Here is a 425-nt window from a genome sequence, read left to right on the forward strand (position 1 = left end):
CCACCACCCAGCACGCCTCCCCTGGAGTGCCCACGCGCTCCCAGGACAGCGCCTCCGCGGGCGGCCCCAGGAGCTCCGCCCGGGTGAGCGCTGGCGCCATCACGCACCGGCGCACCTCCTCCGGGGCCAGCAGGCCCGACGGCGCGAAGCCCACCGACGCCCGCGTGCGCTCGCCCCGGAGCATCAACACCGGCGAATAGGCGCGCTCCCGCGACAGCAGCGGCCCCTTGCGGCCGTGGGCGCCCACGGCGTGCACCGCCGCGTCGTAGAAGGCACACGGCACGCCGCCCGGCGACACCAGCGTCTCCGGTGACTCCAGCCGCCCCCGGTACACGCCGAAGCCCGGGGCCCGCCCCGCGCGCAGGGCCGCCACCGCTTCGTCCAGGGGCACCGGCGCGGCGCCCATCAGCGCCTCCGCCCGCAGC

General features: G+C 78.8%; 1 pseudogene. It reads right to left on the bottom strand.

Features of this window, described 5'->3' with window-relative positions:
- A pseudogene (locus D7V97_RS46705) lies at window positions 1-406 on the bottom strand (hypothetical protein); the annotation flags it as partial.
- Between the last annotated feature and the right edge of the window lie 19 nt (window positions 407-425).

This window comes from Corallococcus sp. CA053C, from assembly GCF_003611675.1.
Taxonomy (GTDB): Bacteria; Myxococcota; Myxococcia; order Myxococcales; family Myxococcaceae; genus Corallococcus.